Genomic DNA, 23,459 nt, shown 5'->3' with positions numbered 1-23,459 from the left:
CCCCATCCATCGATAACAAGACGTGCGCGCCGCGCGTTTGCGGCGCGCACCGAAACGCAGATTGACAGGCACACGACAAGGAGAATCCGCAATGAAGAAGAAACTGATCTGCCTGCTGGTGGCCGGCATCGCGTTCGCGCTCGTTCAGCTGCACGAGTGGCGCGACCATCCATACGGCCCGACCGTACATCTGTACGGCAGCCTGTACTTCACGATCACCGGCTTACACCTCGCGCACGTGGTGGCCGGGCTCGTCATCCTCGCGCTGCTCGCCGGCTGGACGGCCGCCGGCTTCTTCAGCCGCGAGCGACGCGTCGCGCTGACGGTCGGCGGACTCTACTGGCACTTCGTCGACATCGTGTGGCTGTTCATCTTCACCGCGCTGTACGTGTCGCCGTACTGGCTCAGGAGGTCGGGATGAACGACGCCCGACGCTCGTGGACTCCGTTGCTCGCAATCGCGGCCGGCCTCATCGGCGCGCCCGCGCTGTGGTTCGCGCAGATGCTCGCGTCCGAGGCGCTGGCGTCGACCGCGTGCTATCCGCTCGGCGTCGCGCAGGCCGTGCCGCGCTGGGCGCACGTGGGCGTGTGGCTCGCGCTGATCGCCGCGTGCGCATTCGCGCTGGCAGCGGCGTTCGCCACCTGGCTCGTGCGCACGTGGCAACGCAGGCACGACGCCAACGTTCAGGCCGCGACGCGCGACGACAGCACGCGATTCCTCGCGCGCTGCGGCATGCTCGCCGCGCTCGGGTTCGTGATCGGTCTCGTGTTCACGGGAATCGTGTCGGCTTTCGTGGGGCCGTGCAGTCCATGGCGCTGATCTCGTTCGCTTCGTTCCTCTTTCCGGGGCGCGCTGCCAGCGCCGTACTCGCCGTGTGCGTCGCGCTCGCCGCATGCGACATGCAGCAGGACGACCATCCGGTGTCCGGCGGCGATACGGCCGACGCCGCGTCGGCGGCAGAAGCACCCGAACCCGCGTCGGGCTGGCGTTTCGTGCGCATTGGTGCGTCGGCGGCCGATGCCGGCGCGTCGATGTCGGCTCGCGTGAAAGAGGATCGCCGGCTTTCCGGGCCGCCTGCCGCGGCGGCGACCTCAACGCCTGCCGCGCCATCGGATGCGGCATCCGCCAAGGCGGCCCGACGCCCGATGGTCGCCGCTGCCGCCGCGAACGCCGACGCCGCGACGATCGCGCGCGGCCGCTACCTCGCGCTTGCCGGCGACTGCGCGGCCTGCCACGACGCGGCCGATCACACGCCCTACGCGGGCGGCCAGCCGGTGAATTCGCCGTTCGGGCCGATCTATGCGCCGAACATCACGCCGGATCCGGCGCACGGAATCGGCCACTACACGCTGCGGCAGTTCGACGACGCGTTGCGGCGCGGCGTGCGCGCGGATGGCAGTTGGCTGTATCCCGCGATGCCCTACCCGTCGTTCGCGCGCATGACCGACGCCGACGTGCGCGCGCTCTATGCGTATTTCATGCGCGGCGTCGCGCCGTCCTCGAACGCGGCAAAGCTCACGCGGCTGCCGTTTCCGTTCAACCAGCGCTGGGCGCTCGGGCTATGGAGCCTCGCATTCGCGAACCGCGACCGGTTCGTGCCGCAATCGTCGCAATCGGCGCAATGGAATCGCGGCGCGTATCTCGTGCAGGGGCTCGGCCACTGCGGCGCGTGCCATACGCCGCGCGGCCCGGCCTACAACGAGCGCGGCTACGACGAGCACAGCCCGGCGTTCCTGACCGGCGGCATCAACGATCACTGGTTCGCGCCGAACCTGACCGGCGCGGACGCGGACGGCCTCGGCCGCTGGACAGTCGACGACCTCGCCGCCTTCCTGCGCAGCGGTCACGCGGTGCGCGGCGCGGTGTTCGGCGCGATGGCGCCGGTCGTCGAAGAGAGCACCGCGCTGCTCAGCGATGACGATCGTCGCGCGATCGCCGTCTACCTGAAGTCGTTGCCCGCGCAACCGACCGCCGCGACGAACCCGCTGGGCGTCGGCGTCCCGCGGCTGACGGCCGCCGGGCCGCGGCCGGAAGGCGGTCAGCAGGCGCCGGGAGCCGGCGTGTACGCGGGGTTCTGCGCACGCTGTCACGGCGCGGACGGCGCCGGCGTGCGCGATCACGGCCCGCCGCTCGCGGGCAATACGGCTGTGCTCGCGGCCGATCCGACGAGCGCGATCCGGATCGTCGTCGAAGGCGCGCGGCCGGCGCCCGGCACGAACGGCCCCGTGCAGCGGATGCCCGCGATGCGCGTCGCGCTGACGAGCAGCGAAATCGCGGCGGTGGTCAGCTATGTGCGCGGCGCGTGGGGGAATCGCGCCGCGCCGGTGTCGGAGCAGGATGTGAGGCGGTTGCGGGCGGCGATCCATCGATAATGGCGTGCTTGCGGGCCGCTCCCGGCGCGATGCCATCGCGGACCGGACCGATCGGATTCGCCGACCGCGATTCACATCGACGTGCGATTCACGTCATGGGTCCATCACGCCGCCGTGTTCGCACCTTCGCACCAATGCTCGATGACGCGCGCTGTCAGATCGCGCCGTTCGTCGCATCGCGCATTCAGGTGTTGCCGGAACGGCGCATCGTGCATCGTATTCATCACGTGCAGCCCCGTGCGGACGATATCCACGACGCTGGTCACGGCTAACCCTTTTCCGGCGATGACGGGCATTGGCCGCATTCCGACGAAGTCGCTACCGCATCGCCACCGCTTCGGATTCCGGTGCCTGCCATCCGCCGCCCAGAGCCTTGAACGCAGCAACCGCCGCGCGTGCGGATTCGGTTTGCGCCTGCACGCGTTGGTCGGACGCGCGCAGCAGGTTTTCGTCTGCCTGCAGCACTTCGATCAGGCTGACGACGCCTTTCTGGTACGCCGCAAACGACGCGGCTCTTGCTCGGCCCAGCGAATCCACGCCACCGGCAAGAACGGCCGCCTGTTCGTCGCGTTTAACGAGCGCCGAGAACGCGTTTTCGACATCCTCGGTCGCGTGCAGCGCCGCGAGCCGATACGCAGCCAGCATTTCGGCATCCTGCCCTTTGGCCTGCGCGATCTGCGCATTGATCCGGCCGAAGTCGAACAGGCGCCAGCGCAGGCCGAGCACGCCCGCGGCCTGGTTGGCGCCGCCGGTAAACAGATTGCCCGCGCCCATCGTCGTCGCGCTACCGATCAATCCGCTCAGCGAGAACTTCGGGTAATACTCGGCGATGGCCACGCCGATGCGCGCGTTCGCCGCCGCCACGCGCCGCTCGGCCACGATCAGGTCGGGCCGCCGCCTGAGCAGTTCACCGGGCGTTCCCGTCGCCGCGATCCGCGGCGCAACCGGCACGTCGCCGCCGTCGAGCAATTCCGCCCGATGCGTGCCGGGCTGCGAACCGAGCATCACGTCGAGCGCGTTCATCGCCGTGTCCAGCGCCGCTTCGAGCACCGGCACCGTGGCGCGAACCTGCGCGAGCGCGCCTTCGGCCTGCCTGACCTGAAGCTCCGCCGCGAGACCCTTGCCATACAGCAGACTGATGGTGGACAGCAGATCCTGCTCGGTCTGCACTTGATGCCGTGCGACCTTCAGCCGGCCCTGCAACCCGCGAATCGTGATGTAGATGTCCGCGGTTTGCGCGGCGACGGCAAGGCGCGTCGCCACCGCGCCGGCTTCCGACGCCTGGTAGTCGGCGAGCGCCGCTTCGCGGCCGCGGCGCAACCCGCCGAACACGTCCAGTTCCCAGCTCGCGTTGAAGTCGGCCTCATAGTCGCTGCCGTGACGGTCGAAACCCGGCGCCGAATTCAGCACGCGCCCCAACGGCGTTTCGACCGACTGGTAGACGCGCGCCGCCTGACCACTCACCTCGCCCGAAGGCAGCAGCGCGGCATTGGCTGCACTCAGCCCTGCGCGCGCTTGTGCGACGCGTGCCGCAGCCTGCGCGAGATCGAGGTTCTGCGCCAGGGCCAGCGTGACGTAGCGCGTCAGTTGCGGATCGCCGAAACCCGTCCACCACGTCGCGAGGTCGGCATCGGCGGCCGCGTGCCGCTGGTCCACGGCGGCCTGGCCCAGGAACCGCTGCGGCATCGCGACGTCCGGGCGCACGTAGTCGGGACCGACGGCGCAACCCGCCAACAGGACGGCAACAAGAACCGCGGCAACGACGGGTTTGGGTAGCATGACGGTTTTCGCAAGAATTCGATAGTGACTATAATACCAAATAGTCACTCGTTGTCCATCCTGTCGGCTGCAGCCCATGAAAAAACCCGCTTCTTCCCCGGCCCCCGCGCGGGGGCCGGCCGACCATGACGTCCGGGACCAGATCGTCGTCGCCGCCACCGAGCACTTCAGCCGGTACGGCTATGAAAAGACGACCGTGTCCGATCTCGCGAAGGCGATCGGCTTCTCGAAGGCCTATATCTACAAGTTCTTCGAGTCGAAACAGGCGATCGGCGAAATGATCTGCGCGAACTGCCTGCACGAGATCGAGACCGAGGTGCGCGCGGCCGTCGCCGAGGCCGAACTGCCCACCGAAAAGCTGCGGCGGATGTTCAAGGTCTTTACCGAAGCGAGCCTGCGGCTGTTTTTCCGCGATCGCAAGCTGTACGACATCGCCGCGTCGGCCGCCACCGGGAACTGGCAGTCGGTGCAGGACTACGAAGCGCGCGTGCAGAAACTGCTGCAGGACGTGCTGCAGGCAGGCCGCCAAAACGGCGAGTTCGAGCGCAAGACGCCGCTGGACGAAACCGCGATGGCGATCTACCTGGTGATGCGCCCGTACCTGAATCCGCTGCTGCTGCAATACAACCTCGACACGACGGACGCCGCGCCCGCGCAGTTGTCCAGCCTCGTTCTGCGCAGCCTGGCCCCATGATGCGTCACCGTTTGTGACCATTGACTATTTTAGTCACTAGATCCACAATGAAAGCCTCGAACACTTCGTCATTGGGTCTTTCATGGTCAGGCGTCGCCTCGCTCTCTTCGCAGTCGCTTCCGCACTGCCGCTCGCGCTAGCCGCGTGCAGCGGAAAAGCGCCTTCCGATCCGCGCACGGAAGCGCCGCTCGTGCGTATCGCCGTCGTGCAGGCGGCCGTTCCCGCGTCCCGCGCGTTTACCGGCACCGTCGCCGCCCGCGTGCAGAGCGACCTCGGGTTCCGGGTGTCCGGCAAGGTGCAGGAGCGGCTCGTCGACGCCGGTCAAACCGTCCGGCGCGGCCAGCCGCTCATGCGGCTCGACCCGGTCGACCTGAAGCTCGCGGCCCGCGCACGCGACGAGGCCGTGGCCGCCGCACGGGCCCGCGCGCGGCAGACCGCCGAAGACGAAGCCCGCTACCGCGACCTGCGCGGCACCGGCGCGATATCGGCATCGGCCTATGACCAGATCAAGGCGGCGGCCGATGCCGCCAAGGCGCAACTGAGTGCCGCCGAGGCCGACGCGAACGTCTCGCGCAATGCGACAGGCTATGCGGAACTCGTCGCGGACGGCGACGGCGTCGTGATGGAAACCCTCGCCGAGCCCGGTCAGGTCGTCAGCCCGGGCCAGCCGGTGGTACGGCTCGCGCACGCCGGCAGCCGCGAGGCCGTGATCCAGCTGCCCGAAACCCTGCGCCCGGCAATCGGGTCGAGCGCACAGGCCGAGCTGTTCGGCAAGCAGGACGCGAGCGTTCCCGCGACGCTGCGCCAGCTCTCCGATACCGCGGATACCAGAACGCGCACGTTCGAAGCGCGGTATGTGCTGCAGGGTGCATTGGCCGGCGCACCGCTGGGTGCGACCGTCACGATCCGGATCGCGGACGGCGCGCCGCAAGCCGGCCTGCAGGTGCCGATCGGCGCGCTGCTGGACGCAGGCAAAGGGCCCGGCGTGTGGGTCGTCGCCGGCGATCCGGCCAAGGTGGCGTGGCGGCCGGTCAAGCTCGAGCATCTGGACGACGACAACGCCCGGGTGTCCGGCACGCTGAAGCAAGGCGAGCGCGTCGTCGCACTCGGCGCCCACTTGCTGCGCGAAGGCGAAACGGTCCGGGTGTCGCCGCAGGCCATCGCGGTTGCAAGCGAAGGAGCACGGCCGTGAGCGAGCGCCGATTCAACCTGTCGGCGCTCGCCGTGCGCCAGCGCGCGGTCACGCTGTTCCTGATCTGCCTGATTTCGCTCGCCGGGCTCGTGTCGTTCTTCAAGCTGGGCCGCGCGGAAGACCCGGCCTTCACGGTCAAGGTGATGACCATCGTCACCGCCTGGCCCGGCGCGACCGCGCAGGAAATGCACGACCAGGTCGCCGAAAAGATCGAAAAGCGCATGCAGGAGCTGCGCTGGTACGACCGCACCGAAACCTACACGCGCCCCGGTCTCGCGTTTACGACGCTGACGTTGCTCGACAGCACGCCGCCGTCCGAGGTGCAGGAGCAGTTCTATCAGGCGCGCAAGAAGATCGGCGATGTGGCGAACGATCTTCCGTCGGGCGTGATCGGCCCGATGGTCAACGACGAATATGCGGACGTCACGTTCGCCCTCTTCGCACTGAAGGCCAAGGGCGAGCCGCAGCGCCTGCTGGTGCGCGACGCGGAAACGCTGCGCCAGCGGCTGCTGCACGTGCCCGGTGTGAAGAAGGTCGACATCATCGGCGAGCAGGCGGAGCGCATCTATATCCAGCTGTCGCACGACCGGCTCGCGACGCTCGGCGTGAGCCCGCAGGACGTATTCGCCGCGCTCAACGGCCAGAACGCGCTGACGCCGGCCGGCTCCGTGGAAACGCGCGGCCCGGAGATCTTCATTCGCGTGGACGGCGCGTTCGACAAGCTGCAGAAGATTCGCGACACGCCGATCGTCGCGCAGGGTCGCACGCTGAAACTGTCGGACATCGCCACCGTCGAGCGCGGTTACGAAGACCCGTCGACGTTCCTGATCCGCAACAACGGCGAACCCGCGCTGCTGCTGGGCATCGTGATGCGCGACGGCTGGAACGGGCTCGACCTCGGCAAGGCGCTCGACCACGAAGTCGGCGCGATCAATAGCGGGCTGCCGCTCGGCATGAGCCTGACCAAGGTGACCGACCAGTCCGTGAACATCAGCTCCGCCGTCGACGAGTTCATGGTCAAGTTCTTCGCCGCGCTGCTCGTGGTGATGCTGGTGAGCTTCGTCAGCATGGGCTGGCGCGTGGGCCTCGTCGTCGCCGCGGCCGTGCCGCTGACGCTCGCCGTGGTGTTCGTCGTGATGGCCGCGACCGGCAAGAACTTCGACCGCATCACGCTCGGCTCGCTGATCCTCGCGCTCGGCCTGCTGGTCGACGACGCGATCATCGCGATCGAGATGATGGTCGTGAAGATGGAGGAAGGCTACGACCGCGTGGCCGCGTCGGCCTACGCGTGGAGCCATACGGCCGCGCCGATGCTGGCCGGCACGCTGGTGACGGCGGTCGGCTTCATGCCGAACGGCTTCGCGCGCTCCACCGCGGGTGAATACACCAGCAACATGTTCTGGATCGTCGGGATCGCGCTGATCGCGTCGTGGGTCATCGCGGTGGCCTTCACGCCGTACCTCGGCGTGAAGATGCTGCCGGACTTCAAGAAGTTCGAAGGCGGTCACGACGCGATCTACGACACGCCCCGCTACAACCGCTTCCGTCAACTGCTGACGCGCGTGATCGCCCGCAAATGGCTGGTCGCCGGTTCGGTCGTCGGCCTGTTCGTGCTCGCGATTCTCGGCATGGCGATCGTCAAGAAGCAGTTTTTCCCCATCTCCGATCGCCCCGAGGTGCTGATCGAGGTGCAGATGCCGTACGGCACGTCGATTTCGCAAACCAGCGCCACCACATCGAAGGTCGAGGCATGGCTCGCCAGACAGAAGGAAGCGCGGATCGTCACCGCGTACGTCGGCCAGGGTGCGCCGCGTTTCTATCTGGCGATGGGGCCGGAACTGCCCGATCCGTCGTTCGCGAAGATCGTGGTGCGCACCGACAGCCAGGAGGAACGTGATGCATTGAAGGCGCGACTGCGAAAAGTCATCGCCGACGGCCTCGCGCCCGAGGCACGCGTGCGCGTCACGCAACTCGTGTTCGGTCCGTATTCGCCGTTCCCGGTGGCCTACCGGATCACGGGCCCCGATCCCGACACGCTGCGCGGCATCGCGGCCGACGTCCAGCGCGTGATGACCGGCAGCCCGATGATGCGCACGGTCAATGCCGACTGGGGCACGCGCGCGCCGACGATGCACTTCACGTTGCAGCAGGATCGTCTGCAGGCGGTCGGATTGACGTCGGGCGCGGTCGCGCAGCAGCTGCAGTTCCTGCTCACGGGGGTGCCCGTCACGGCGGTGCGCGAGGATATTCGAACCGTGCAGGTGATCGCGCGTTCGGGCGGCGATACGCGGCTCGACCCGGCGCGGCTCGACGACTTCACGCTCGTCGGCGCGAACGGCCAGCGCATTCCGCTGTCGCAGGTCGGCAAGGTCGACGTGCGAATGGAGGAGCCGATCATGCGCTGGCGCGATCGCGTGCCGACCGTCACGGTGCGCGGCGACATCGCCGATGGCTTGCAGCCGCCCGACGTATCGGCCGCGATCACGAAGGCGCTGCAACCGATCGCCGACAAGCTGCCGAGCGGTTACCGGATCGAGCAGGCCGGCTCCATCGAGGAATCGGGCAAGGCGACGACGGCGATGCTGCCGCTGTTCCCGATCATGCTCGCGATCACGCTCGTCATCATCATCTTCCAGGTGCGCTCGATCTCCGCGATGGTGATGGTGTTCCTGACGAGCCCGCTCGGGTTGATCGGCGTGGTGCCGACGCTGATCCTGTTCGGGCAGCCGTTCGGCATCAACGCGCTGGTCGGGCTCATTGCGCTGTCGGGGATCCTGATGCGCAACACGCTGATCCTGATCGGGCAGATCCATCAGAACGAACACGCGGGGCTGGACCCGTTCCATGCGGTCGTCGAAGCGACCGTGCAGCGGGCCCGCCCGGTCATCCTGACCGCGATGGCCGCCGTGCTCGCGTTCATTCCGCTCACCCATTCGGTGTTCTGGGGAACGCTCGCGTACACGCTGATCGGCGGCACGTTCGCCGGCACGGTCCTCACGCTGGTGTTCCTGCCGGCGATGTATGCGATCTGGTATCGGATCCGGCCCGGCCATGCCGCCGGTTCGCGCCGTGGCGGACACGAGGCGTCGCCTCCCGCACCTACGCTTGCACCCGCGCTCGACGCACGCGATTGATACCCACCCCGATCATCGTATCGAAGGAAACAGCCATGTCGAACCCCACCGTTGTCGTCGTGACCGGCGTGTCGTCGGGCATCGGGCGCGCCGCCGCAGAGAAGTTCGCGAAACGCGGGTGCCGCGTGTTCGGCACCGTGCGCAGTGTCGCGCGCACGGCGCCCGTTGCCGGCGTCGAGCTGATCGAGATGGACGTTCGTGACGACGCGTCCATTCGATCCGCAATCCATACGATCGTCGAACGCGCCGCGCGTATCGACGTGCTCGTCAACAATGCCGGCTCGAGCCTGATCGGCGCGGTGGAAGAAACCTCGGTGGACGAAGCGGCGGCCTTGTTCGACACGAACGTCTTCAGCATCGTGCGCATGGTGCAGGCGGTGCTGCCTCATATGCGGAAACAACGCGGCGGACGCATCGTCAATGTCAGTTCGGTGCTCGGCTTTTTGCCGGCGCCGTACATGGGGCTCTATGCGGCGTCCAAGCATGCGGTCGAGGGGCTGACCGAAACGCTCGATCACGAGGTGCGCCAGTTCGGCATCCGCGCGACGCTGGTCGAACCGTCGTTTACGCGGACCAATCTGGACGTCAATGCGCCGCACGCGAGCGCGAGGATCGCCGACTACGATCGCGAGCGCGCGCTGGCATCGCAGGCCGTCGCCAACGGCGTGAAAGCCGCGCCCGCACCCGACGGCGTGGCGGCCACCATCGTCGAGGCGGCGCTCGGAACCTGGCGCATGCGCCGCACGCCGACCGGCGAGGCCTCGCTTTTGCGCACGTTGCGGCGCTTCATGCCGGCCGGCCCGGTCGATTCGAGCCTCCGGAAAAAATTCCGGCTCGCGTAACGCGGCGGGTCGGTGACACGACTTCGAACCACGCGTGCGTCATCGGAACCGGCTGCATCGGCGTAACGCCCCAGGTGTCGCATTCCGCCCGCATCGCCCGTCGCCGTGCAGGCCGATCACCGTTGCAGCACCGCCACCGCCTTGATCTCGACGATATATCCCGGCGAACCGCCCAGCATGTGCGCGCCGACCGCCGTCCACGCCGGCCGCGGATGGGCATGGAAATAGCGGTCGCGCACCTGCATGAACAGCGGCAGGTCGCGCATGTCGGTATGGAAGGTCGTCAGGTCGACCACGTCGTCGAGCGAAGCGCCGCCGGCCTCCAGCACGCGCTTCAGGTTCTCGAACGCCTGCACGATCTGCGCTTCGCGCCCTTCCACCAGCTGCATCGCGGCGTCACGGCCGATCTGGCCGGACACGTAGACGGTATCGCCGACCTTGATCGCCGGTGCATAGCCGATTTTTTCGTACACGGCTTCCATTCCGGCCGGGATGATCGCTTCGCGTTCACGCATGAGTGTCTCCGTGGCCGGGCTCGCGGCGCCGGCCGATTATGTATTCGGTGAATGTCGGATAGCGTGCCCGCGCGGCTGCGGCACGTGCACGCATGAAGCATCGGTTCGGCTGGCGGCCGTTGCTCAACCCGTATCGCCGCCCGCGACCGGCAGCACCGTGCCGGTGATGTAGCTCGCCTCGTCGGACGCGAGGAACAGGATCGGCGCGATCTGTTCGTCGAGGCTGCCGTAGCGCTTGAAGAACGTCGAGTCGGTCACCTGCCGCACCGCTTCGGCCATCCACGCCTGTTCCTGCTCGCTGTCGCCGGCCGCATTGCGCGGCACGCGGCGCGGCGGCGCCGCGGTGCCGCCGGGCGCGGTCGCGACCACGCGGATGCCGTGCTCCGCGTATTCCATCGCGAGCGCCGCCGTCAGCGCATTGACGCCGCCCTTCGCGGCCGAGTACGGCACGCGGCGAATCCCGCGCGTCGCGTTCGACGACACGTTGACGATCGTGCCGCCGCCCCCGGCCAGCAGATGCGGCAGCACCGCGTGGCAGCTGTAGAGCGTCGGCATCAGCGAGCGGCGGATTTCCGCGTCGATCTGCGCGGGCTCGAACTCGGCGAACGGCCGCATCCGGATCGCGCCGCCGACGCCGTTGATCAGCACGTCGATCCGGCCGAACGTCGCGACCGCGCACGCCATCGCCGCGTGCGCGCCGTCGTAGGTTTCTAGATCGGCGACGAAACCGGCCGTGTTGCCGCCCGGCGCTTCGGCGGCCACCTCGGCCACGAATTCCGCGCGATCGACGAACAGCACGCGGCCGCCCTCGGCCGCCGCGCGCAGCGCGACGCCGCGGCCGATGCCCTGCGCCGCGCCGGTGACGACGACGACCTTTCCGGAGAATCGTTGCATGGTCATGCCGCCTTTGCCGTCACGTTCGGGGTGAACTTCTCGTAGTGGAAGCTGTTGGGCTTCACGCCCTGGTCGTCGAAGTACTGGCGCACCGCATCGACCATCGGCGGCGGCCCGCACAGATAGACGTCCACGTCGCCGTCGTTCAGCGCATCGGCCGGAATGTGCTGCGTGACCCAGCCCTTGCGCGCATGGTTCGACGCCGCATCGGCGACGACGGTCGCGAAGCTGAAGTTCGGCAGCTTCGCCGCATACGCTTCGATCGCGTCGACCAGCACCAGGTCGAGATCGCGCGTCACGCCGTAGATCAGGTGCACCTTCTGCTGCGAGCCGCTGCGCGCGAGCGCCTCCAGCATCGACAGGAACGGCGCGAGGCCCGTGCCGCCCGCGAGGAACAGCAGCGGCCGCGCGACGTCGCGCAGATAGAAGCTGCCGAGCGGCCCGTTCAGCTCGAGCGTGTCGCCGGGCGCCGCCGATTCGAGCCACGTGCTCATCACGCCGCCGGGAATCTTCTTGATCAGGAATCCGACCTTCGTGTCGCCCGGCGCGGACGAGAACGAGTACGACCGGTGCTGGCCGCTGCCCGGCACGCCGATGTTCACGTACTGGCCCGGCAGGAACACCGGCGCGGCCGCGTCGACGTCGAGCTCGAGCACGATCGCCGCGTCGTTGTGCGGCTCGACCCGCGTCACGGTCGCGGCAAACGCGCTGTGGCCGGTCTTGCACGCGACCGACGAGGTCGGCACCGCGATCACGCAATCGCTTTGCGGCACCATCTGGCACGTCAGCACGAGGCCGCCGTCCTTCTCGTCCTCGGTGAGCGCGTCGTCGATGTAGTCGTCGCCGAGGTCGTAGCTGCCGCTTTCCGCGCGGCACTTGCAGGTGCCGCACACGCCGTCGGAGCAGTCCATCGGCAGGTTGATCTTCGCGCGAAACGCGGCGTCGAGCACCTTCTCGCCGGCCTTGCAGTCGATGAAGCGGGTGACCCCGTCCTCGAAGTTCAGTGCAATCTTGTAGGTGGACATGACCTCGTCTCCCTCGGTTACTGTCGAAACAATCGGCGTCAGACGTGATACACGTCGAGCACCTGCCGGATATAGTCGTTCTTCAGCACGATCTTCTTGTTCGAGATCAGCAGCGCGTCGTTCACCTTGCGCAGCGTGACGAACATCGTGCCGAAGTAGTGATCGGTCACGCGGTAGCGATGGTTGAGCGTGTCGAAGTTGTAGCGCACGTCCACCTCGCCATCGCGCTCGGCCAGCACCTCGACGTTCGTCACGTTGTGGCTGGTGCGCGGCTCGGGCGTCGACGCGCCGCTGCGCTCGGTCTTGATCCGGAACACGCGATCCTCGAGGCCGCCGCGATCCGCGTAGTACATCAGCGAGATCTCGCTTTGCGGATCGTCGGTCGGCCGGTCGTCGTCGTCCCATGCGGGCATCCAGTACGTGACGTCCTCCGTGTAGCAGGTCAGCCACTCGTCCCACTCGCGATCGTCGAGCAGGCGCGCTTCGCGATACAGCGCCGCGCAAATGGTCCGGTAATCGATGTTCATGCCGCCACCTCCCCGCGTTCCTTCTTCAGCGCATCGCGCATCACGTGCACCCAGTGTTCGTGCTGGCACACGAACAGCCCTTCGTCCTCGCTGCGCTCGCCCGAAATGCGCGGCTTCAGCCCCATCTTTTTCGCGTTCTCGTCCGGCCCGTGGACCCACAGCGGCGCGCCGCGCGACAGGTCGTTCCACATCGCCGTGATGCCCGCGTAGCCGGCCTGGCATGCGCGGAATTCCTCGAGATCGTCGGCCGTGCCCATCCCGGTGACGTTGAAGAAATCCTCGTACTGGCGGATCCGCGTCGTGCGGTCGGCTTCGCTCTCGCCCTTCGGCGCGAAGCAGAAGATGCTGACTTCGGTCTTGTCGACGCCGAGCGGACGCACCACGCGGATCTGCGTGCTGAACTGGTCCATCAGGAACACGTTCGGGTACACGCACAGGTTGCGCGTCTGGTTCACGATGAAGTCGGCCTGCACTTCGCCCACGCGCGCCTCGATCTCGTCGCGGTGCTGGTACACGGGCCGCACTTCCGGGTTCATCGTCTTGGTCCACAGCAGGATGTGGCCATTGTCGAAGCCGTACACGCCCGCGACCGACTTGCTCCAGCTGTTCGCATCGACGGCCTTGGTGCCGTCTTCCTTGCGCCGGCCCATCGTCGCCGCGTAGTTCCAGTGCACGGTGCTCACGTGATAGCCGTCGCAGCCGTTCTCCATCTGCATCTTCCAGTTGCCTTCGTAGATGTAGGAGGAGTTGCCGCGCAGCACTTCGAGCCCGTTCGGCGCCTGGTCGACGATCTGGTCGATGATCACGCGCGCCTCGCCGAGGTAGTCCTCGAGCGGCAGCACGTCGTCGCTGAGGCTGCCGAACAGGAAGCCGCGATAGCTCTGGAAGCGCGCGACCTTCTTCAGGTCGTGCGAGCCGTGCGTGTTGAACTGCACCGGATACTCGGTCGTCTTCTCATCCTTCACCTTCAGCAGCTTGCCGGTGTTCGAGAAGGTCCAGCCGTGGAACGGGCACGTGAAGCTGCCCTTGTTGCCGTGCTTGCGGCGGCACAGCATCGCGCCCTTGTGCGCGCAGGCATTGATCACCGCGTGCAGCTCGCCGGCCTTGTCGCGCGTGATGACGACCGGCTGGCGGCCGATCCACGTCGTGTAGTAATCGTTGTTGTTCGGGATCTGGCTCTCGTGCGCCAGATACACCCAGTTGCGCTCGAAGATGTGCTTCATCTCGAGCTCGTACAGCGCCTCGTTCGTGAAGATGTCGCGGCGGCAGCGGAACACACCGGCTTCCTTGTCGTCCTGCACGGCGGTGGCGAGCAGGTGGTCCAGTTCGGTGGTGGGGTCGATCGTGGCGGACATGTTGGTTCCTCCTGTGCGCGTGCCGGGTCCTGCAAGCACGCTCGCATCGGTATCGATTGAATCTCGCGGGAGCCCGGCCGGCGGCGGCGCATGCGCGCCGCCGCGCCGTCGGGCGGTTATGCCGTGGCGGAAGCGCGCAGGCGTTCGACGATCTGGTTGTCCTTGCCCTCGACGCGCGGCGTCAGGACGAAGTTGAACTCGATGTCCTGGTACGCGTCGGCCTTCAACCCGAGCGCGGCGCCGCCGGCCTTGGTCGTGACGGGCGGAATCAGCTCCTCGCGCGTCGCATACGCGAAGTCATCCCAGATCAGCGGGTCGCCTTCGATGTTGAACTGCGTCGTCAGCTTGCGGTGGCCGTCGCTGGTCACGAAGAAGTGCACGTGCGCCGGGCGGTTGCCGTGACGGCCGAGGCGATCCAGCAGCTGCTGCGTCGCGCCCTGCGGCGGGCAGCCGTAGCCGACCGGCATCAGCGTGCGGAATTCGTACTTGCCGTCCGCGCCCGTCTTCACCGCGCCGCGCAGGTTGAAATCGCTCTGCTTGCCGGTCGGGTCGAAGTGCGAATAGAAGCCGTGCGAGTTCGCGTGCCAGCACTCGACCAGCGCGCCGGCCACCGGCTTGCCGTCGAGCCCCGTGACCGTGCCGTGGATCACGAGCGGGCCCGCGCCTTCGTCCGCGTCGAGGTCGATCTTCGCGACGCCGTCGCGCACCGGCGCGCCGGCGACATACAGCGGGCCTTCGATCGTGCGCGGCGTGCCGCCGTCCAGGCCGATCGCCGCGTCCTCGGCGTCCATCCGGATGTCGAGATACTTCTCGAGGCCGAGGCCGGCCGCGAGCAGCGCCGCTTCGCCGTCCTGGCCGAGCTTGTTCAGGTAATTCACGCCGGCCCACACTTCGTCGGGCGTGATGTCGAGATCGTCGATCGCCTTGAACAGGTCGCCGAGCAGCCGCTGGACGATCTGCTGCGTGCGCGCGTCGCCCTTCGTGCCGTTCGCACCCGCGTTCGAGGCGGCCTTCAGCAGATCCTGCACTTCCTTCGTATCGAAAACTTTGACGCTCATGATGGTGTCTCCACGTGTATTTGGGGGAATCGTGACCCGGGGTGCTCGCTGTCGGAGAACGAGCGGCTCCGTGGCTTAAACGTCGTCGTCGTGTATCGACGACGGGTGGCGACACAATGGCGTCACCGAAATCTTCATGTACGGGAACAGCGGCAGGCCGGTCAGGATGTCGTGCAGCTCGGCGTTGCCCGACACGTCGAACACGCTGTAGTTTGCGTACTCGCCGGCGATGCGCCAGATGTGGCGCCACTTGCCGCTGCGCTGCAGCGCCTGCGAGTACGCTTTCTCGCGGGTCTTGATCTCGTCGGCGACCCCGGCCGGCAGGTCGGCCGGCAGGTTGACGTCCATGCGTACGTGGAAAAGCATCGTGATGTCCTGATACGTAATCGGGTTAGCGCGGGTTAGCGGGAGACTTTCGTCAGCCCGTCGCGGGTGAAGCGCGCGACCTTCGCTTCGTCGAGTTCGATGCCGAGGCCCGGGCCGCTCGGCACGGTCAATTCGAAATCGCTGTAGTCGAGCGGGGTCGTGAGAATTTCTTCGGTGATCAGCAGCGGCCCGAACAGTTCGGTGCCCCACTGCAGGTTCGCGAAGCTCGCGAACAGATGCGCGGACGCGACCGTGCTGAACGCGCCTTCGAGCATCGTGCCGCCATACAGTTCGATGCCGGCCGCATCCGCGATCGCCGCGACGCGCTGCGCGGCAAAGAGGCCGCCGCTCTGCTCGATCTTGATCGCGAACACGTCCGCGCCATGATGCTTCGCGATCTCGAACGCGCTGTCCGGGCCCTGCAGGATTTCATCGGCCATCAGCGCGACCGGGAAGCGGCGCATCAGCCGCGCGAGCGCCGCGGCCGACGCCACCGGCTGCTCGACGAGTTCGCAACCGGCATCGGCCAGCGCCGGAATCGCGCGCGCCGCCTGCGTTTCGCTCCAGGCCATGTTCACGTCGACGCGCACCGAGGCGCGCTCGCCGAGCGCCCGCTTGATCTCGGCCACGTGCCGGATGTCGTCGGCGAGCGCCTTCGCGCCGATCTTCAGCTTGAACACGTTGTGGCGGCGCAGGTCGAGCATCCGCTCGGCCTCGGCGATATCGGTCGCCGTGTTGCCAGATGCGAGCGTCCAGGCGACCGGCAGGCGATCACGCCGGCGACCGCCGAGCAGCTCGCTGACCGGTACGCCTAGACGCTTGCCGTGCGCGTCGAGCAGCGCGGTTTCGAGCGCGCTCTTCGCGAAGTGATTGACCTTGGCGAGCTTGCCGAGGAACGCCATCACCGTCTGGATGCGCGTCGCATCCCGGCCGATGATCGCCGGCGCGAGGTACGCGTCGATCGCGAGCTTCATCGCTTCGGGGCTCTCCGGGCCGTATGCCATCCCAGCGATCGTCGTGCCTTCGCCGAGGCCGGTCACGCCGTCGCTGCAGAGCACCTTCACCAGCATCAGCGTCTGGCCGTGCATCGTGGCGACCGACAGCTTGTGCGGACGGATCGTCGGCAGGTCGACGAGGCGGGTTTCAATGCGTTCGATGGTGATCGGGGACATGGGGCACGCTGCGTGTGGGGAGTTCATGGACGGATTTATACGCGGCGGCGAAATGGAGCGTCCAATACTTTTGGGCGCGCTTTTTGATACCTGGTAGGTATTGAAATTCGGTTTGAGACTCGGAATATTGCGCCGCGCCATACCTTTTTTGGCTAGGTATGTGGGCTGAAAGGCTTGCTGGAGCGCGGTCGGGCGTGGTCGGGGTGTCGCTTGGGCGGAGGTGCGATGCGGCTACTTTCGGCAGTGGGAAAATAGGCTGGAACGTGTGGTATGCCTGGGTCGATCAGGGTTTTCCTGAGGGCAAAACGGTGGGGTTGGCCGGCGGGCTTCGGCTTCGGTGTGGGTTTCTGCGAACGACCGGGTGGAGAAGTGTCTGAACCGAGTGCGCGTGGCTCAAGCTGTCGGCGCGGTGGCGCTTGTCGTCACGGCGGCGGTTGCGGCAGCGAAGGCGGGAGGCGACGGGACTGGCAGCAATTACACGGGAAACTGTCAATACGACTGGCAAACTGCCGCAGATGGGTCCCGCTGCGGCGCGCGCTCTGCGGAGTCACGCCCAAGCGGCTACTGACGTAAAAAGGCGAAAGCACGCACACATCGACAAATTAGTGCGAGTCGCCGCCACGCACGAACGTACGAACTTTTCCGGCCTTCATAGTTGTCTCAAGACCCTTTGCCAATGCATGCGTGAGAGACCGCTCAGGGCCGGGAGTAGTCTCTTGCGAACGTCTGCAGCCGCCCAGGAAGCGACACTCGACCAAGCACGAGAATGGTTGACAATACCTCGCTCAAGAGTTCGATTGCCACGCGCTCGCGCATGACGACCGAATCACCAATACAGGACGCACGGAAATGAGACACTCCCTCGTGTGATGCAGCAACTAACGCAGATGACCACCAGCAAATCCGGGAGACAGAGCCGTGACAGGTGAACTAGTTCTATCTGCAAAGCGTGTTTGGCACTACTCGGAGTGCGATGAAGCGGCATTTTTCGAGTGGCTCGACAAGCTGCCTTGCGTGAAGCGCTATGAAGGCGAGCTAGACGTATTGAGCATCTATGTCGATGAGGCGAAAGTCGATGAGAGTGCTTTGCGCGAATTGCTTGCTCTATTCCGGCGTTATGCGGTGGAGATGAAGCAGCTTCGAGTCTTTGACCGACGTGAATTCGCGGCCTGGTTCCGGGATCCGCGCGCCTACTGGCATGCCGCGGTGTTTCAAGAGCAGTGACGGACCTCATATCCGAACATGATGAAACAGCCATTGAACGTCCGTTTTCGAGAAATGCGTCCGACCGCTCAAGGTCGGTAACGGTCGATCCGCGAAAGGGTGAGCGTACGGTCCTGGCGTAGGTTTGCGCGCCGAGTCTTGTCAGATAAGGCGCAGGTACTGCTGCAGCTGCATCATTGGAGCGACGGTTGCAGGTGCCGCCGTGGGTTGCGTGCTCATATGAACAGGAAAAGTTGCGTTGGCAGCCAGTTCACTAGTGGCCCGTATGGGACATCTGTTTAACGGGGATGCATAAATATTCCGAGATAATTCGGCACAATCAAAAAGAGCGCTCCGCATGCGGCAATGCCCCACATGCAGTACAGGTACACCTTGCCACCGCTGCTCTTGATAATATTACGCGCGGCATCGCTATCGCGACTGATACGGGTAATTAAAATGCCACAACCGCCCGCCAGGAAACCGAAGATGAAGATCGGCGCAACCCTAAACGAGATAATCGATGCCAGCAGACAGAGTGCAAGAACGACGTGAAGAACGAGCAGGCTGACTAGGATCTTGGTTTGATCTGCCGCCATTTTATTCACGTGGCACCTCCTTTTTGAAGGCTTCGAAAGCGGTAGTGGTGTGTCCACGGCAAAGACTGTCGTGGACGTGCCTATCATGTGTCTCGTCTATTCATCATCGGATATGGGATCCAGTATTGCAACTGGATGCGGACGGCGAGTGTGTAGACAACGAAAAGCCCGTGGGAAGCGGACTATTCTGGGCGCTGCAAGTTTGCTGTATCAGTGGGCGAAAGCCTTAGCTCACCATCCAATCTCCTGACCTAGGGTGGCGTAGGTCTTAGCGTAGGTTTGTATGGCGAACCCTGTTAGGCCGATGTCAAACGAATCAGAGCCGGTGGAATACACTCGAACGCACGTATGGAAGGGTTTCTTCTGGCCTAGAAGGGGCAGTCCATGCAGTGTCGCAAGCTGATCCAGTTCGTGGCGCAAGACCTTTTCCCTATGCTCATCGAGACGCCACATACTGACGACATACCTGACAACGCTGATCATGACGACGGCGAGCTTCCTGAGCCGTTCTGCACTAATTTCGACTACCACTTTTAATATGCCCTCCCTCGAACTGGACACTCGTATTGCGCCGTCCGTTGCGGTGAAGTGCTTGTTGTGGATAATCGTTCCGCGAAGCGGTTCGAGTGTGCGGTAAAGCCGGATGAGACGCTCCTTGAGCCAAGGACGGGATTCAATGGATTGAGGGAAGATGGGCGAACACTCAAGGCACCGTAGCTTCTGTTGAAAGCGAAATGTCGAGCGCTCCCCATTCTCTTCCAGTATCCACTCGATGAGCATGTCGAGAAGCTTGAAGATTGAGACTAAGACAAGGGGCGCGCCCGCGTTCAAAAAGCCAGGTCGCCAATCGCCGATGACGGCGTTGGCGCGTCCATACACATAGAAGTGAGCTGTAGAACTGCCTGCCGGGTATATCACCGCATCGGGCCACGAAGGAAATAACTCCTGCTCGCTAATTGCGTACACAGCTTCGAGAAGCCACATTTCGTATTCGACGCGTTCCGAGAGCCCGCTCAGCGCGCTCACGTTATAGGTTGGATGCTTTTCATGGTGTAAGGTGATTCGCTGACTGACGCTCAGGCTAAAGACTGGCGTCCAAATGTTGTGGATCAGCATGCCGTACACCCGTCATCCCGTGTCGCCTATGCGGTGTGACTGAGGATCGGGCTGCGCTTAGCCGATCGCGCCATTTCAACGTCTCTGGTGATGCAATGCGTTCCGCGCGTTACTGTCATGGTTCGAACGCTTCGATGATTGCATGTCCATGTGCCGCGATTCGGCTGTCAAGCAGCGACCAGGCCCCTAGCCACTCCCTGTAGCTCGCGGAATGAAACGTCACTGCGTCACCTGCCACCGCCTCTGCAAAGCTGGCAATTTCGTCCCGGTGCCGGGCGAGGTTATCCGGCGCGATGGCAAGACCGCCTCGCGCCGCAGGTTCAGCGAAAAGATAGAACAAGGCGGGCGCCCGGTTGCGTCGGACGCCTTCGGTCACCAAACCGAACGCATGCTTGACCAGTTGCGCGGCATCGAGGTGAACATACCTCACATCTCCGGAGCGCAATCGGTCTCGCATCTTTTCATACCCCTTCATATTGGCGCCCCACACGGGGCGGTCATAGGCGTCTGACAGGCTGACCGATTTCGCGTCCCGGAAGGGCTCAAAACGCTTGCTCTCGATTCCGATGATGCACTTGGGCGTCTGCACGACAGCGTCGAGCCACGGATGGCGCCCTCCTGCCCAGGGAAATCGCGCACAGAATTCGATGTCTACCAGTTCCGGAATGCCTGCGTCCTCGAGGCCTTTCAGTGGTGGCAGTTGACCAGGTCGCTCAATGAACCAGCCAAAACAATTGACCGCCAGTGCCGCGGAGCTTTCAGGGCTCGAAAACTTGCCGGATTCAATCTCTTTGCCTCCGGCTTTCGCGAGGCGGTCAAGCACATGATTGACGGGAATTCCGGATAAAAATGGTTGGTCGTCCACACATCCCCCCGCATCGGCTTAACGAATATGCCAAACGGCGTAGCCCGCAAGGCACTCGCGAGTCGGTTCTGCCAAATGTACCGCTCGACGCCCCACACTCGGTTTTCGAGCGGGACGAGCAGGCAACTGCTCTGCCCGAAAGCTGTCAACTCGGCTTGCTGTACCGAACCCGCCGCTTCCATGCCGTCGACATGTCGGAAGATGCTACATAGCGAGCGAGTCGGCCGCAATGGTCATTGCGTCTTGGAAGCGGTCGTCGGGGCGGTGGAGGCACGAATGACGGCAACGGGTCGGCTTCGGCCGACTGCATCCGGCGGGAGTCGGCGGTTTGAGACGTTCGCTGGCCCGATCTGAACGACATTCGACGGGCTCCGCCGCCCCGAGATCGTTCGGTGACAGATCGAAGGCGCAGTTGCGACGACGATATGCTCGTCGTGGACTCGTACACGAAGATGCATCCGCATCTATTCACGCCGCCTCTTTACTGGGTCGCTACAACGAATATTCGAATTATCACCACCGCGCCAATGATGCTTGCAATCATTGCCACCAATGGAATGGATATCGTTTTTCTCCTCTCTCCATTTGCGTCAAACGTGACAAATTTATATATGGCCGGGTATGATTTTACCGCCCGAAAAGGAATGACGAACATGGCAATAAGCGCCAAGACGAAGCATACGTCTCGCCAATGAGCCATTTGGGTTGACATTGGTAATCGGCCGCGACCGTAAAATGCGCGAACGTAGTAGAAAAACAAAACCGCCGAGACCAATGCTGCGTCCATCAAATATAAGGCAATTTTCTTCATGATGCCACCCCGTCAATCTTCGTTTGTTGCGTTTGTCAGCAATTAGATGCGATCGCAACGGGCCTTTCAAGGAATCGTTAACCCCATTCCATTTCAGACATGTCAATCCGAGAGCGTTGTAAACCTTCGCGCTTCGCCGCTCACCCTCACTTTTGGTATGACAAAACAGGAGGCGCGGTATTGGCAAACTTGCGGGAAGAAAGAGAGACAACGCCTCGATCGGACGAGCAGGAACAGGCACGAGCAGTTTCCGGGCGGGATTTCCACCCGCTGGCAAAGTGCCATCATTTCACGGCGCACACCCGAACGCTCGTATGCCGATACGGCCGACCGAGGTCCGCCGCCGGCCATGAAGCGCCGTTCGCCTGCATGCACATTCGGACACTCGAGCGACCGCTCCAGTCGGCAAACGGCCGTTCCGATGAGAATGATTCAGATTCCGTCATCTGCCAAAGCGCTCCTGACCTGCACTCAGAGTGTTCAGAACCCGGTGAATCTCAACCCGACGGATTGGCGCTGCGGCGACATGCTACGATCAACGCGATCCAACTTTCATCCCGACGCACAATGACGACAATGTATGAATTGCTCGGTGTGTGCGAGAACGCGACCAACGAGGAAATCAAGCGAGGCTACCGAAAGGCGGCAATGAAAGCGCATCCCGACCGCAACGTCGGGTGCGAAGCGGACGCGCATGCGCGATTTCAGGAGATCAAGGAGGCATACGCGATTCTCTCGGACCCGGAGCTGCGCCGCGTCTATGACACCGCTTACGCAGAGGAAATGCTCCGTCACGCACGGCTTCGCGAAGAAGAGGAGCGCTTGAACGCGGAGCGCGAAGCGGAATATGCGCGGTTCGTGGCATGGGCGATGCGCTACGCCGAGCAAGGGCACAACCGCGACGTCGTGTTCGGTGTGCTGCTCGGCCGTGATTGCGATGTTCAACTCGCCGAGCGCATTGCCGGCAGCGTGGTCGAGTTGCATGCGTCGCGCCAGCCGGGCGCATCGCGGGACGGGGAGCGTGATGAGCAGATGCCGCAATGCGACGAGAGCGCGACACAGGCGGCATCGGCGCAGGCGTCAAAGAGCGACGCGCGAAGGAGTGGCGAACACGCGCATACGGACTATTTCAGCGCTCTCTGGCACGGCGTGTTCGGGCTGCGCCGGTGAGCCTTGGTGTGTGACCAGTTCTGCGAACGCAGAACTCGACCGCGATCGGGGCCAACTTCGGGGAGGTTTTTTTGATCGACTGCTTCATGAATTGACGGCTAATTGGGCAGTATTCGGCCATGAGCAGACACTTAGACGCCTGTGTACTCCAAGTGAATGAGTGGATATGGTCTTCCCTGTCTATCCAGTGGAGAGCGGCCCGTCCGTTTAAAACCCATTTTTTCGTAAAAACCAACGGCTTGAGCGTTCTGCTCATTGACATCGGTTGTCATTTTGGGGTGAAGCTTCAGGCCATGACGGACTAGGGCTGCACCAATGCCAGTCCCTCTGCAGGCTGGATCAACGAACAGTGCCTCCATGTGGCCGTTGTCGATGAGCACGAATGCCTGGGCGTAATCATTGGCATCCACTGCCAACCAGAGCGGAGCTTTCGGAAGGAAGTCACAGACCAAATCATCAATGGCTTTGCGGTCCTCGGGGGACAGGAAACCATGTGTAGCGTCAACTGCACGGCGCCAAATTTCAAAGGCACGAGCGCCTTCCTCGGGACGGGAATTTCGAATAGTAACCATCGTTTGATTATAAGCACCGCGGAGCTTGGAGGCTGAATCTGATTCAGAGAGGCCCGCCTAGGAAGGGCCTCGACCTGTCGTCAGAATGACCGCAACGGGTCGATCTGCGCCGGTCGTGTGCGCCGAGCGGCGGCCGGCCGAGTTCGGCCAACTACGGACATCGCGCCTTGCACTGAGATGGACATTTGTGCGTCCGCT

General features: G+C 64.5%; 23 protein-coding genes and 1 pseudogene. 9 read left to right on the top strand and 15 right to left on the bottom strand.

The window, feature by feature from the left end; translation table 11 throughout:
* Nucleotides 1-115: 115 nt before the first annotated feature.
* From F3J14_RS16215 to F3J14_RS16205, 3 genes and pseudogenes are all read left to right on the top strand, one after another.
* Nucleotides 116-421, top strand: a pseudogene (locus F3J14_RS16215) (cytochrome c oxidase subunit 3); the annotation flags it as partial.
* Complete coding sequence (locus F3J14_RS16210; protein ID WP_166723865.1) at nucleotides 418-819, top strand: cytochrome C oxidase subunit I; 402 nt, start codon at nucleotides 418-420, stop codon at nucleotides 817-819. The pseudogene F3J14_RS16215 and the gene F3J14_RS16210, both read left to right, overlap by 4 nt.
* Entirely contained in the window at nucleotides 810-2,372 is a 1,563-nt protein-coding gene (locus F3J14_RS16205; protein WP_166723864.1) for a cytochrome c, read from the top strand. Before F3J14_RS16210 ends, F3J14_RS16205 begins: the two co-directional genes overlap by 10 nt.
* Before the next feature lie 104 nt (nucleotides 2,373-2,476).
* Here the strand turns inward: F3J14_RS16205 and F3J14_RS16200 are convergent, their stop codons facing one another.
* Both F3J14_RS16200 and F3J14_RS16195 read right to left on the bottom strand, forming a co-directional pair.
* On the bottom strand, nucleotides 2,477-2,668 hold the full coding sequence (locus F3J14_RS16200) for a hypothetical protein (protein ID WP_166723863.1): 192 nt from the start codon (nucleotides 2,666-2,668) through the stop codon (nucleotides 2,477-2,479).
* A gap of 22 nt (nucleotides 2,669-2,690) precedes the next feature.
* On the bottom strand, nucleotides 2,691-4,151 hold the full coding sequence (locus F3J14_RS16195) for a TolC family protein (RefSeq protein WP_166723868.1): 1,461 nt from the start codon (nucleotides 4,149-4,151) through the stop codon (nucleotides 2,691-2,693).
* 76 nt (nucleotides 4,152-4,227) lie between these two features.
* Between F3J14_RS16195 and F3J14_RS16190 the strand changes: the two genes are divergently transcribed.
* The 4 genes from F3J14_RS16190 to F3J14_RS16175 all read left to right on the top strand — a co-directional run bounded on the left by F3J14_RS16190 (nucleotide 4,228) and on the right by F3J14_RS16175 (nucleotide 10,013).
* Nucleotides 4,228-4,845, top strand: coding sequence for a TetR/AcrR family transcriptional regulator (locus F3J14_RS16190; protein WP_166723862.1), 618 nt, complete (start codon nucleotides 4,228-4,230; stop codon nucleotides 4,843-4,845).
* An 82-nt stretch (nucleotides 4,846-4,927) separates the two neighbouring features.
* Complete coding sequence (locus tag F3J14_RS16185; RefSeq protein WP_166723861.1) at nucleotides 4,928-6,037, top strand: efflux RND transporter periplasmic adaptor subunit; 1,110 nt, start codon at nucleotides 4,928-4,930, stop codon at nucleotides 6,035-6,037.
* Nucleotides 6,034-9,171 carry an efflux RND transporter permease subunit gene (locus F3J14_RS16180; RefSeq protein ID WP_166723860.1) on the top strand — a complete coding sequence of 1,046 codons (3,138 nt, stop codon included), beginning with the start codon at nucleotides 6,034-6,036 and terminating at the stop codon, nucleotides 9,169-9,171. Before F3J14_RS16185 ends, F3J14_RS16180 begins: the two co-directional genes overlap by 4 nt.
* Before the next feature lie 35 nt (nucleotides 9,172-9,206).
* Complete coding sequence (locus tag F3J14_RS16175; RefSeq protein WP_166723859.1) at nucleotides 9,207-10,013, top strand: oxidoreductase; 807 nt, start codon at nucleotides 9,207-9,209, stop codon at nucleotides 10,011-10,013.
* A gap of 116 nt (nucleotides 10,014-10,129) precedes the next feature.
* On the opposite strand, the gene F3J14_RS16170 is transcribed toward F3J14_RS16175, so the two are convergent.
* The 8 genes from F3J14_RS16170 to F3J14_RS16135 all read right to left on the bottom strand — a co-directional run bounded on the left by F3J14_RS16170 (nucleotide 10,130) and on the right by F3J14_RS16135 (nucleotide 16,925).
* Nucleotides 10,130-10,528, bottom strand: coding sequence for a RidA family protein (locus tag F3J14_RS16170; RefSeq protein WP_166723858.1), 399 nt, complete (start codon nucleotides 10,526-10,528; stop codon nucleotides 10,130-10,132).
* 123 nt (nucleotides 10,529-10,651) lie between these two features.
* Complete coding sequence (gene benD, locus F3J14_RS16165) at nucleotides 10,652-11,428, bottom strand: benzoate diol dehydrogenase BenD (RefSeq protein ID WP_166723857.1); 777 nt, start codon at nucleotides 11,426-11,428, stop codon at nucleotides 10,652-10,654.
* Nucleotides 11,425-12,447 carry a benzoate 1,2-dioxygenase electron transfer component BenC gene (gene benC, locus F3J14_RS16160; protein ID WP_166723856.1) on the bottom strand — a complete coding sequence of 341 codons (1,023 nt, stop codon included), beginning with the start codon at nucleotides 12,445-12,447 and terminating at the stop codon, nucleotides 11,425-11,427. Before benC ends, benD begins: the two co-directional genes overlap by 4 nt.
* A 38-nt stretch (nucleotides 12,448-12,485) precedes the next feature.
* The gene (benB, locus tag F3J14_RS16155) at nucleotides 12,486-12,974 is read right to left on the bottom strand and encodes a benzoate 1,2-dioxygenase small subunit (RefSeq protein WP_105786849.1); all 489 of its coding nucleotides are present in this window, start codon (nucleotides 12,972-12,974) and stop codon (nucleotides 12,486-12,488) included.
* Complete coding sequence (locus F3J14_RS16150) at nucleotides 12,971-14,329, bottom strand: Rieske 2Fe-2S domain-containing protein (protein ID WP_166723855.1); 1,359 nt, start codon at nucleotides 14,327-14,329, stop codon at nucleotides 12,971-12,973. Before F3J14_RS16150 ends, benB begins: the two co-directional genes overlap by 4 nt.
* Before the next feature lie 116 nt (nucleotides 14,330-14,445).
* On the bottom strand, nucleotides 14,446-15,387 hold the full coding sequence (catA, locus tag F3J14_RS16145) for a catechol 1,2-dioxygenase (protein ID WP_166723854.1): 942 nt from the start codon (nucleotides 15,385-15,387) through the stop codon (nucleotides 14,446-14,448).
* A gap of 75 nt (nucleotides 15,388-15,462) precedes the next feature.
* The gene (catC, locus tag F3J14_RS16140) at nucleotides 15,463-15,753 is read right to left on the bottom strand and encodes a muconolactone Delta-isomerase (protein WP_166723853.1); all 291 of its coding nucleotides are present in this window, start codon (nucleotides 15,751-15,753) and stop codon (nucleotides 15,463-15,465) included.
* Between the two features lie 35 nt (nucleotides 15,754-15,788).
* On the bottom strand, nucleotides 15,789-16,925 hold the full coding sequence (locus F3J14_RS16135; RefSeq protein ID WP_166723851.1) for a muconate/chloromuconate family cycloisomerase: 1,137 nt from the start codon (nucleotides 16,923-16,925) through the stop codon (nucleotides 15,789-15,791).
* Between the two features lie 918 nt (nucleotides 16,926-17,843).
* Here F3J14_RS16135 and F3J14_RS16130 point away from each other — a divergent pair.
* Nucleotides 17,844-18,149: a hypothetical protein gene (locus F3J14_RS16130; RefSeq protein ID WP_166723849.1), complete on the top strand. Its 306-nt coding sequence runs from the start codon at nucleotides 17,844-17,846 to the stop codon at nucleotides 18,147-18,149.
* Nucleotides 18,150-18,427: 278 nt separating this feature from the next.
* Here F3J14_RS16130 and F3J14_RS16125 read toward each other — a convergent pair whose 3' ends face one another.
* The 4 genes from F3J14_RS16125 to F3J14_RS16110 all read right to left on the bottom strand — a co-directional run bounded on the left by F3J14_RS16125 (nucleotide 18,428) and on the right by F3J14_RS16110 (nucleotide 21,519).
* Nucleotides 18,428-18,736 carry a hypothetical protein gene (locus F3J14_RS16125; protein WP_166723847.1) on the bottom strand — a complete coding sequence of 103 codons (309 nt, stop codon included), beginning with the start codon at nucleotides 18,734-18,736 and terminating at the stop codon, nucleotides 18,428-18,430.
* Between the two features lie 222 nt (nucleotides 18,737-18,958).
* A complete protein-coding gene (locus F3J14_RS16120; RefSeq protein ID WP_166723845.1) occupies nucleotides 18,959-19,843 on the bottom strand; it encodes a hypothetical protein in 885 nt (294 codons plus the stop codon).
* Between the two features lie 115 nt (nucleotides 19,844-19,958).
* Nucleotides 19,959-20,708: a hypothetical protein gene (locus F3J14_RS16115; protein WP_166723842.1), complete on the bottom strand. Its 750-nt coding sequence runs from the start codon at nucleotides 20,706-20,708 to the stop codon at nucleotides 19,959-19,961.
* A gap of 481 nt (nucleotides 20,709-21,189) precedes the next feature.
* The gene (locus F3J14_RS16110) at nucleotides 21,190-21,519 is read right to left on the bottom strand and encodes a hypothetical protein (protein WP_166723840.1); all 330 of its coding nucleotides are present in this window, start codon (nucleotides 21,517-21,519) and stop codon (nucleotides 21,190-21,192) included.
* Between the two features lie 567 nt (nucleotides 21,520-22,086).
* On the opposite strand from F3J14_RS16110, the gene F3J14_RS16105 reads away from it, so the two are divergent.
* Entirely contained in the window at nucleotides 22,087-22,689 is a 603-nt protein-coding gene (locus F3J14_RS16105) for a DnaJ domain-containing protein (protein ID WP_166723867.1), read from the top strand.
* A 131-nt stretch (nucleotides 22,690-22,820) separates the two neighbouring features.
* Here the strand turns inward: F3J14_RS16105 and F3J14_RS16100 are convergent, their stop codons facing one another.
* The gene (locus tag F3J14_RS16100) at nucleotides 22,821-23,261 is read right to left on the bottom strand and encodes an acetyltransferase (protein WP_166723838.1); all 441 of its coding nucleotides are present in this window, start codon (nucleotides 23,259-23,261) and stop codon (nucleotides 22,821-22,823) included.
* Between the last annotated feature and the right edge of the window lie 198 nt (nucleotides 23,262-23,459).

Source organism: Burkholderia sp. Tr-862 (genome assembly GCF_011753085.1).
GTDB classification, from domain to species: domain Bacteria; phylum Pseudomonadota; class Gammaproteobacteria; order Burkholderiales; family Burkholderiaceae; genus Burkholderia; species Burkholderia ambifaria.
Note: the sequence above shows the minus strand (reverse complement) of the source record. Positions and strands in the feature narration are given on the sequence as shown.